Source organism: Rhodohalobacter sp. (assembly GCF_041686455.1).
Classification (GTDB): Bacteria; Bacteroidota; Rhodothermia; order Balneolales; family Balneolaceae; genus Rhodohalobacter.
In genome coordinates, this window is sequence record NZ_JAWLDW010000102.1 from 1 (window position 1) to 9,664 (window position 9,664).

General features: G+C 44.1%; 7 protein-coding genes. All 7 read right to left on the reverse strand.

The window, feature by feature from the left end:
- Positions 1–651: DUF1080 domain-containing protein (locus ACESM0_RS10815; protein ID WP_372906225.1), on the reverse strand; the 651-nt coding region annotated here is incomplete at its 3' end.
- 143 nt (positions 652–794) lie between these two features.
- Positions 795–1,502: a gluconate 2-dehydrogenase subunit 3 family protein gene (locus ACESM0_RS10820; RefSeq protein WP_372906226.1), complete on the reverse strand. Its 708-nt coding sequence runs from the start codon at positions 1,500–1,502 to the stop codon at positions 795–797.
- A gap of 51 nt (positions 1,503–1,553) precedes the next feature.
- A complete protein-coding gene (locus ACESM0_RS10825; RefSeq protein ID WP_372906227.1) occupies positions 1,554–3,296 on the reverse strand; it encodes a GMC family oxidoreductase in 1,743 nt (580 codons plus the stop codon).
- A 33-nt stretch (positions 3,297–3,329) separates the two neighbouring features.
- The gene (locus ACESM0_RS10830) at positions 3,330–3,983 is read right to left on the reverse strand and encodes a DUF1080 domain-containing protein (RefSeq protein WP_372906228.1); all 654 of its coding nucleotides are present in this window, start codon (positions 3,981–3,983) and stop codon (positions 3,330–3,332) included.
- Between the two features lie 339 nt (positions 3,984–4,322).
- Entirely contained in the window at positions 4,323–4,790 is a 468-nt protein-coding gene (locus ACESM0_RS10835; RefSeq protein WP_372906229.1) for a YybH family protein, read from the reverse strand.
- Positions 4,791–4,927: 137 nt separating this feature from the next.
- The gene (locus ACESM0_RS10840; protein ID WP_372906230.1) at positions 4,928–6,502 is read right to left on the reverse strand and encodes a RagB/SusD family nutrient uptake outer membrane protein; all 1,575 of its coding nucleotides are present in this window, start codon (positions 6,500–6,502) and stop codon (positions 4,928–4,930) included.
- A gap of 24 nt (positions 6,503–6,526) precedes the next feature.
- A partial coding sequence (locus ACESM0_RS10845; protein ID WP_372906231.1) for a SusC/RagA family TonB-linked outer membrane protein occupies positions 6,527–9,664 on the reverse strand: 3,138 nt, incomplete at its 5' end.

Below are 9,664 nucleotides of genomic sequence, written 5' to 3' on the forward strand. Positions count from 1 at the left end.
TGCCCCCCCGGTGGGACGAACTAAATTCACATTTCTGTGGATCAGTACGCCATTCAGTTTTACCTCCTCCAGTTTGGCATGAGCTACTTTTTCTCCATTGTCATCAAACCTCGGAGCCCTGAATTTTATTGACAGATGCTGCCAGAGACCGGGTGCCCGGCTTGCAATTGATCGCGGGGCAATTCCACCGGAACCCTCGCTCGTATCCATCCACTGGTATACGCCACCCATATCACTGAATTTTGGTTGCTGAACACCCCAGCTGTCGAGCATCTGAAGCTCATACCTACCCTGAAGATAGATACCGGAATTGGAATTTTTGGCCATCATAAATTCAAGTTCCAAATCCAGATCCCCATGCTCCCACTCGGTGAATATATCTTGCGGATTGTCGCCTGAGCTAGTATTCACCAGAATACCATGACCCGATTCTGGCTGTACATCAAGATCTTCCGTTAAATCCATAAACACATCCCCTGCAAGCTGCCAGTTGTCAGCAGGCGACCGAAAGTCATTCATAGAACTCAGATCTATATCCGTAAAAGTAAGCTCACTGGATTGCCCTCGTACACCAGCCACTATGCCACAGATAAAGATAGAAAGGAGCAATTTTAAGAAGAGAAAATTTCGATTCAAATAATTAGATTTCATAGGAAATTTATTTTTTAATACGTACGTGCTAGTAATTTCATTTCTATATCTTTCTAAAATTTATCAACATCTGAAAAAACATTAAGATGTAGAAATTAGCTTTTCTGAGACCCCAATATTCTCATCTTTGTAACTAATACCTTCTATCTTAATAAATTACCGGCCTCGTCCCACTCTGCAATCTTATTTATTTCATCCGCCTGCAGGCATTCATCAAGCGTTTTCTGGTTGTAGGAAAGTTCATGCTTGTCAAGGACTTGCTGTGGAACGCCATCCCAGATATTTGCCCGGTTTCCCTTGTAATCCAAATCCTCAACTCCCATCTGGGAGGTGAAGAATCCTGTGGCCGTTAAGTCTCGCATTCGGCTGAAGAACCGCACACCAAACTGCATGTCATCCCGGGCCTCATCCGGATAGGCGATGTCATCGAGTACGTCTTTCTGCTGCGACTCAGAGCAGTCCGTAAACGGCTCCCCGAATCGCTGGCGGCACTGCCCGTCAACCCACATCAGCCCCCCGCGGGTCGGCGTCTGCATGGACGGAAGATCCTTCATCATGAATTCAATAAAATCGGGGACCCCGGCTTCCGTCGCGCTTCCGGACGTTTCATCCGCCGGGATGATCAAATCCACAAGAACTTCTACCGTCTCACGTTCGTGGTCCGTAAAAAACGTCTCGGACTGCAGCCGCTCATCTCTTAGTAGTTCCTCTGCCGTCCGTCCGTACGATTCAGAATTCTCTGTAATGATCTGGCGGCTGGTGTCGCGATCTTCCTCGGTGCAGGACGACAGCAGCAGTCCTGTTCCAATTGAGCCCGCAAACAGTAATTTTAAATGTTCTCGTCTATCCATTGTGTGTCGTTTTTGTCTAAAAATAAATGTGGGTTGATCCGGTACTCTGCCTTAGCCGATATTGCGTTTATTGAGCTGATCCACGATGTAGTCTGATGCTCGCCATGAAAGTGCAAGGATAGTCCATGTGGGGTTTTTATCCGCCTGCGAAACAAACGACCCGGCGTCTACCACAAACAGATTATCACATTCATGAGCCTGGGAATATTTGTTCAGCACCGACGTATCCGGGTCATCACCCATCCGGGTGGTTCCCACTTCATGGATAATACGCCCGGGGGCTTCCAGGCCATATTGCGACTCCTCTCCGGCCTTGCTCCCCAACAGCTCTCCGCCCATACTGGTCAGCAGTTCTTCAAACGTATCCTGCATATGCTTGGCCTGCTTCACTTCGTGGTCGGTCCAGTTGTAGTTAAACCGTAAGACAGGGATCCCGAATTCGTCCACGGTCGCCGGATCAATCTCACAGTAATTATCATACTGGGGCACGCTTTCCCCGCGCCCTGCCACACCCACGGTGGCGCCATAAATGCTTCGAATATCGTTTTTGAGCCCTGCGCCATAGCCGCCGTTACGGGAGGGTTGTCCCATTTCGTCGGTAATGTATTGGCGAATCGAATCCATCCCAAACCCAAAGCCGTACGATGGCATACTCATCCCACCGCCAAACTCCAGGTGATATCCCCGAGGAAAATCCTGCTTACTGTTATCCAGCCACCACGGGGCGTATACGTGGGCTCCGCCCACTCCATCTTCGTTGTAGCGCTCCCGGCCGATAAGCCCGGGGATGATGGCCGAGCGGCTCGCCCCGGTTGAATCGTGCAGGTACCGACCTACCATTCCGCTACCATTGGCAAGGCCATTGGGATGAGTGGATGATTTTGAGTTCAACAATATCCGGGCCGACTCACAAGCGGAGGCGCCAAGGACGACCACTTTCGCATTAATTTGATACTCCTGTTTATCGCGTTTATCGATATAAGACACTCCCATTGCCTTACCGGTAGAATCTGTCAGAACTTCGCGAACCATGGCAAGGGTATACAGGTCCACGCTTCCTTGTTTCATTGCAGGTTGAACAAGACACGTCCCGGAAGAAAAATCGGCATAGATGCTGCAGGCGCGGTTACACTGGTTGCAATAAAAACAGACACCCCGCTCACTGTTCACCGGCCGGGTTAACACGGATTTTCTCATGGGAATGACCGGGATATTTGCACGTTGTCCTCCTCGCTTAATATACAGTTCATGCAGGCGGGGCTTAGGAGGTGGCAGGAAAAATCCGTCCGGGTCATCTTCCAGGCCTTCATTGGTGCCAAAAACGCCAATCAGTTTATCAACTTTATCGTAGTACGGTTTGATATCCTCATAGCCGATGGGCCAGTTATCGCCTAACCCGTCCAGGTCTTTTCGTTTAAAATCCTTTGGCCCAAATCGAAGAGAAATCCTGCCCCAGTGGTTGGTGCGCCCGCCAAGCATTCGTGACCGAAACCAATCGAATTCCGTGCCGACGGTTTTCGTATAGGGTTCTCCATCAATTTCCCATCCTCCCCACGCTGCATCAAAATCACCAAAGGGCCGAACCGTTCCCGCTCCCCGGCGGGGCGATTCCCAGGGCCAGCGGAACTGCGTGCGGTACTCATCTTTGGCCGGATCATAATCGCCCCCGGCCTCCATCACCGCAACCGATAAACCCGCTTTGGAAAGGATATTCGCGGCCATGCCTCCGCCGGCTCCCGACCCTACTATAACCACATCGTAATGTTTGCCTGATTGCAGAATTTCAAACGCCATAGGTGAACTTAAATTAGGTGTTATGTCTATCGATTAATCTAATGGTCGAACTTCAATATTCCGGAAATAAATTCGGCTGTCAGGGTCATGGGCCTGCAGGGCAACCGTGCCACTGCTCAGGCTTATATCACCATCACGATCGTCCGGTTCTGTGAATTCCATGACCGTTTCACCGTTAACCTCAAACGTTATATTGTTGCCCTCAACTTTTATATAATAGTCAAACCACTCTTCATCTTCATGAGGTGCATCATTCATAACATCTTTTACAGCGTATAGACTACCTGTTTTACGCGGATCGCTGTGTGTTGCATTTATCTGGGCTTCATAACCGTGCTGTGGCCATCCTTCTTCTTGATATTGTGTATGGAAAAATATCCCGGAATTTGCCTGAGGATAAGTATATACATCAGCACGAAATTCAAAATTTACAAAGTCTGCATCAGCCACCGGGCCTTCATAAAAAAGATGTGCTCGCGGGCCATCAACCACGATCTTACCCTCTTCTATTTGAAACGATTCGGGATTTTCGCTGGCTCTCCAGTTATCAAATGATTCTCCATCCCAAATGGAAATCCATTCATTGCTCTGGCCACTTTCATCGTTCCTCTCATAGGATGCGCATCCCAAAACTAAGAATAAAATGACTGTTAAACATAGAGTGAAGTAAACATTAAAATGCATCATTTTATTATTTATTTATAGTTTAAAAAAGCTACAATTATTTATAGCTAATTTTATTAAATCCAATAAATCAGTCTAATTCACGGATTTTAAAATTCCAGAACCACAATACACCTCAATGATCCTGAACGGCGATATATCTTGGTTTAAACTTTCTAAATATTTCAACAATGCATTTACCTACTATTTATCAACTACCTCTTACATACCAAGTAAATTAAATAAGTTAGGCAGTGTTCTGTTAGATCTTTAAAGCATCAATATCGAGGATTACTCCAACAGTATTCCTTTTTAAAACAAAACGTATAGATTTGATAGCCGGTTAGTATAAGTTTGTATCTGCTATTCGTTATTATTCCAGATGTCGTGAGTAGTTAACCAAGATCCATCAGCTTGCTTTTGCAATATGTTTATATATTTTGAAGTGGTATAGATGGTATCGCCGCCAACTTTTGGCACTAATTCAACATCTGCTACTCCCCGGCCAAATGCCAGATTACCAGATACCTGAACATCTTCATAATAGCTGTCGAGCGAGGTTTCATATTCATCAAATATTTCCTGGTAGTACTCTTCAACCGCTATTCTTCCTGTTAGAACAGGTGAATCGGGAGCCATTAACAGTCCGTTTTCAGTAAAATGAGTTGCTATAGATGCGGCATCTCCTTCATTAAACGCATCAGCCCTGGCTGCACTGATTTCTTCTATAGCATCTATGTCTTTAGGATTATTTATTTGACTTTCATTAATACAGCTTAAAATCACTAAGAGTACAATTAGTAATAAAATTGAAAATTTAAATAACCTCATGTCAGAATCCTGAAAAAGTAATTTTATAGTAAATTATAGAAAAACCCCCGAACACTTTACTGTTCGGAGGACCTTCATCACCATTAATGTAGTTTTATATTTAAGCTGCACACGGATGCAGCCTAACTATTTTTAATTTAATAACCAGGATTTTGAGTAAGGTTTTCATTTCTCTGCATCTCATCGTCCGGAATTGGATACAGCAAATCATTTTCACTGTAAGTCCGTCCCCAGTTATTATCGGCTCCAATAACATCTATGTATGAAACACTTCCAGGATTGTTTTCTGAAGCTACTGGATATTGACGTGTTCGCTGAATATCATGCCAGGCCACAAAATCTAAGGGTAGTTCTCTGTATCTTTCTGTCCAAACTTCTTGTACAAATTGCTCAACAGAAAGGCCGCTAAGTGATGCAACGATTTCTGCCCGATCTGTATTCCAGTAGGCTCTGTCACGTACATCCGCAAGGTAACCAACTGCCTCCGCCGTAACTCCCTCCGATCGGGCAATTGCTTCAGCGGCAACCAACAGAACTTGAGAATATTTAGTGATATTCAGGTTCATTGTTCCCCTGGCGTTTCCGAAAATTGCCTCTTCTTCGAACCACACGTAAGGAGCATACTCGCCAAATTCTAGTTCCTCGCCATCTACTTCGAGAGAATTGAAAAACAGCTGCCTGTTTTGAACCCTGAGATCTTCATCTGGATCATACATTCTAATTAATGCACTAATAGGACGATACATATTTAATGTTCGACTATACTCAATTCCTGATGGACGAATTACACCGGGTATGGTAATTCTTGGGTACTGGCTAACGGCAACATCGCCATCATACTCAACAGACCAAATGTATTCCGGCTCCTGTTCAGATACCCTCATGCTGTTGTATGCACTTTCTCCATCAACATCATCTCCATGCTCAATCAGGCTGTAGGTTCCTGAGTTGATAACCTGCCGTGCAGAAGTGGCTGCATCAGCATAACCTGTATTTTGCTGAAGTGGAAAACCGGCTCTTTGTAAATGTACATTGGCAAGCAGAGTGGCTACTGTTCCCATGGTAATTCGGCCGTTATTTCCACTTTCAAAGGGTGTGTCTGGCAATGAAGTATTATTCAGTGCCCAGTTTAAGTCTTCAATGATCAACTCGTAAACCAAATCAGAACTTTCTCTGTCCACGAAGATATCATTCAGCCCTTCAAATGGTTCTCTGATCAAAGGCACATCACCAAAATACTTGACAAGTGAAAAGTAATTCAGTGCACGAAAATATCTTGCCTCACCGGTTAAATTCTGACGCTCACTCTCGTCCATTCCCTGTATGTTATCTATGCGGGACAAGACGAGGTTAGCCCGGTTAATGACTCGATATTTAGCGTTCCACCAGCCACCTGCAAATTGGTTAAAATTTACCGGATCTTGCTGAAGGGTTTGCGCAAGCTGCCCTTCAATCCGTTCACCTTTTCCTTCATTATCGAAGAGTCCGGACATGTAAGCGCCAATCATTACATCACTGCCTCTGAATCCACCTGAGCCATATGCGCCTGCTCCGGCTCCATCACGGTACAGTGCATTAACTGCACTTCTGGCATCATCTGGTGAATCAAAAAACTGATCAACTGCGATTTCAGTTTTCGGTGATTCCGTCAAAAAGTCGTCGCAGGCTGTAAAAATCAGCAGCGCTGCGGTTATTATTAATAACTTTTTCATAGGTATATAGATTTAAAACTCTGATTAAAATTGTAATCTGATTCCAAGCGAAGCCGTTCTTGGCCTTGGATACTGATAGAAGAATATATTCTGTGCATGAATATTTCCTCCCCACGAGCTTGCTTCAGGATCATGCCCTTTAAAATCACTGGAATGAATTACGAAAGCATTTTCAAGGCTTGCTGTTACTCTCAGCTGTGTAAGGCCCCAGTTATTAATTAATGACTGATCAAAATTATAACCGAGCTGTATCAAATTACCCCGCAAATATGAACCATCTACAATCCAGTGACTGTCTGCCTGTGTATTTTGTCCTGATCTGGGCTGATGCCTGATTCTTTGGTACATAGTATCCTGATTGTCTTCTGTCCATGCATTTACCAGCTGAGTTCGCAGACCATTTGTTAAAGCCTGACGATCCTCGGCAGTATGTAAAAATTGCTGCATTATATCACTCCCAAGCACAAATTGGAGATCAACCATAAATTCAAAATTTCTGAAATTAAAATTATTAACAAAGCTACCTGTAAAGTCAGGAAGTCCATTACCAATTATTTTTCTATTCTCTGAACGTTTGGCTTCACCCGGAATAGCGCCAACTTCGGCCGCTTCTTCAGCTTCATCTGTGTTCCAAGTTCCCAATCTTTCAAAGCCGTAGAAGTTTCCAACAGGCTCACCTACACGAAGTATGGTCTGGCTTCCTGATACCCAAAAAGGCCCTGGGAAAATATCCTCATCTCCGGCTCCAAGTCGTTCAACCCGGTTTCGGTTGTAGTTAAAGTTCAAAGTTGAACTCCAGAAAAAGTCAGAGCTTCTCACATTTTGTGTCGTTAACCGAACATCAAAACCTCTGTTTGACAACGCACCGATATTATCCTGAATAACCGTAAAACCGGTTGTAGCAGGTACCGGTCTGTCGAGTAATAAATCTGTTGTTAACTTGTGATAGAAATCAACTTCAAATGATAAAGCCTGGTTAAAGAGGCTGGCTTCCGTACCAATATTGAACTGATACGTTTTTTCCCATTCCAGTTCAGGATTTGGTAATCGGGTGGTAAACGCTGTCGATCTTCTATCTCCTCCAATTAGTGTTGTACCAGATCCAATTGTTGCCAGCGACTGGAATACTCCAATTTCAGTGTTTCCGGATACACCGTAGGAAGTTCTGAAACGAAGCTCATCAATAAAGTCTAAATCAGATATGAAATCTTCATTGGATGCTAACCATGAAAACCCTGCTGACGGGAAGAAACCCCATTTAGAATCAGCTCCAAACCGTGATGAGCCATCAAGCCTGCTTGTAAATGTTAATGAATAGGTATCATCAAGTGAATAAGTTACTCTATTGAAGTAGGAGTTCATCGTCCACTCAAATGCATTGGAACTTGGTGAGTTTACATTCGTTGCAGCTCCAAAATTGTTAAAACGAAAGAAATCATCTGAAAATCCACTAACCTCCTGGCTAAAACTGGTAAATTGCCTTTCCTGCCAGCTTGCGCCAAGCAGAGCAGTGACTCGTGATCGTTCAAAATCCTGTTCAAAGGTCAGGAAATTTTCACTCTGCCAGTACAGCATTTCGTTAGTACCAAAGTTTGCAATACCATCTGGAGCTCCGGCAGCAATCATATTACTTGGCCGGTATCTGTTTTCTTCAAACTGCTCATTATTTATTCCGAGCTGTGTTCTGAACTCAAGGTTATCATTGATTTGAAGGGCCAGATATGTATTTCCAAAAATTTGATTGCGAGTTCTTTCGCGATCCTCTTCAAGCAATCTGTGAACCGGATTAGACTGACCCTCAAGAGTTAATGAGTTGGACTGTGTAGAATTACTATACTGCCCGGACCGTTGATTTTCTTCCGGCCATGTTACAGGAAAAATTGGTGCCATTTCCACGATCGTACGCCGAACTTCCTGGCCACCACCACCTTCTTCAACATGGTTTTCTTTAATCCGACTGAACGTAACATTTGAACCTAATGATAGCCAGTCAGTGGGTGTCACATCATAGGTTATTTTAAGGCTGGCTCTATCCATGAAAGAGTTCAAAAATATACCTTCCCTTTCTGTGAAATTTAATACAGCTCCTAAAGATGATCTTTCTGTTCCTCCCTGAATATTCAGGTTGTGATCCTGAGAAAAAGCGGTTCTGGTGGCTTCTTCCTGCCAGTCCGTATCGTAAATTGGATTCCCATTTGCGTCAAAAAGATCTGGATCCAATGCATGGAAATCTACCTGAGGTGCTTCAGAAGTTTCGCTATCAAAAAGTGGAACGTTTTGCAACCCAGTCCGCTGAACTTCCATAAATTCCTCAGCATTCATAACATCCATTTTCCCCCTCATTCTACCCAAGCTTAAATTGGTATCATAACCAACCATGAGACTTTCTCCTGTTCCACCTCTGGATGTAGTAACCATAACAACACCGTTTGCACCGCGGGCACCATATATAGCAGTAGCAGAAGCATCTTTGAGAACTTCAATACTCTCAATATCATTTGGATTCAGGAAATTAATACCATCTTCCATAGGAACACCATCCACAATAAACAGAGGGTCGGTTGAAGCATTCAGAGATCCGGTACCACGAATTATTACTCTGTTACTGCCTGAAGGGGCTCCCGAATTTGTGAAAATATTTACTCCTGAAACTTTCCCCCTAAGGCCGTCTAATGCATTAAAGGAGGTTGGGTTTAATTCTTCTCCCCGGATCATTCCCACAGAACCAGTTATTTCTGAACGTCTTTGAGTCCCGTAACCGACAACCACAACATCATCCATCGTTTGCATGTCTGGCATTAACTCAACATTAATCTCATTCTGGCCGTCAAGTTCAATTTTCATTTCTTGGTAACCTATATAGGTTATCACCAAAACTTGCTGAAGATTTTCTACCTGAAGCGAGAATTCTCCGGTCATATCAGTTGTGGTACCAGTTGTTGTACCTTCAACCATTATGTTTACACCAGGCAGAGCCTCACCGGTTTGCGCATCAACAACGGACCCGGTGACCGTTTCCTGATACATTTCAATTTGATTAATATTCTCTTTCTCCCTCAAAATAATCACATCCTTACTTGGTGGCAGAACTGGCTCCAGATTTGTTCCTTCAAGCAATTTATAAATAATCTCATGAGCCGGTACATTCGACATTTCAAAACT

Coding starts and splice junctions, on each gene's coding strand:
- ACESM0_RS10840 (WP_372906230.1), bottom strand. CDS start 6,502: ATGAAAAAGTTATTAATAATAACCGCAGCGCTGCTGATTTTTACAGCC.
- ACESM0_RS10830 (WP_372906228.1), bottom strand. CDS start 3,983: ATGATGCATTTTAATGTTTACTTCACTCTATGTTTAACAGTCATTTTA.
- ACESM0_RS10825 (WP_372906227.1), bottom strand. CDS start 3,296: ATGGCGTTTGAAATTCTGCAATCAGGCAAACATTACGATGTGGTTATA.
- ACESM0_RS10820 (WP_372906226.1), bottom strand. CDS start 1,502: ATGGATAGACGAGAACATTTAAAATTACTGTTTGCGGGCTCAATTGGA.
- ACESM0_RS10835 (WP_372906229.1), bottom strand. CDS start 4,790: ATGAGGTTATTTAAATTTTCAATTTTATTACTAATTGTACTCTTAGTG.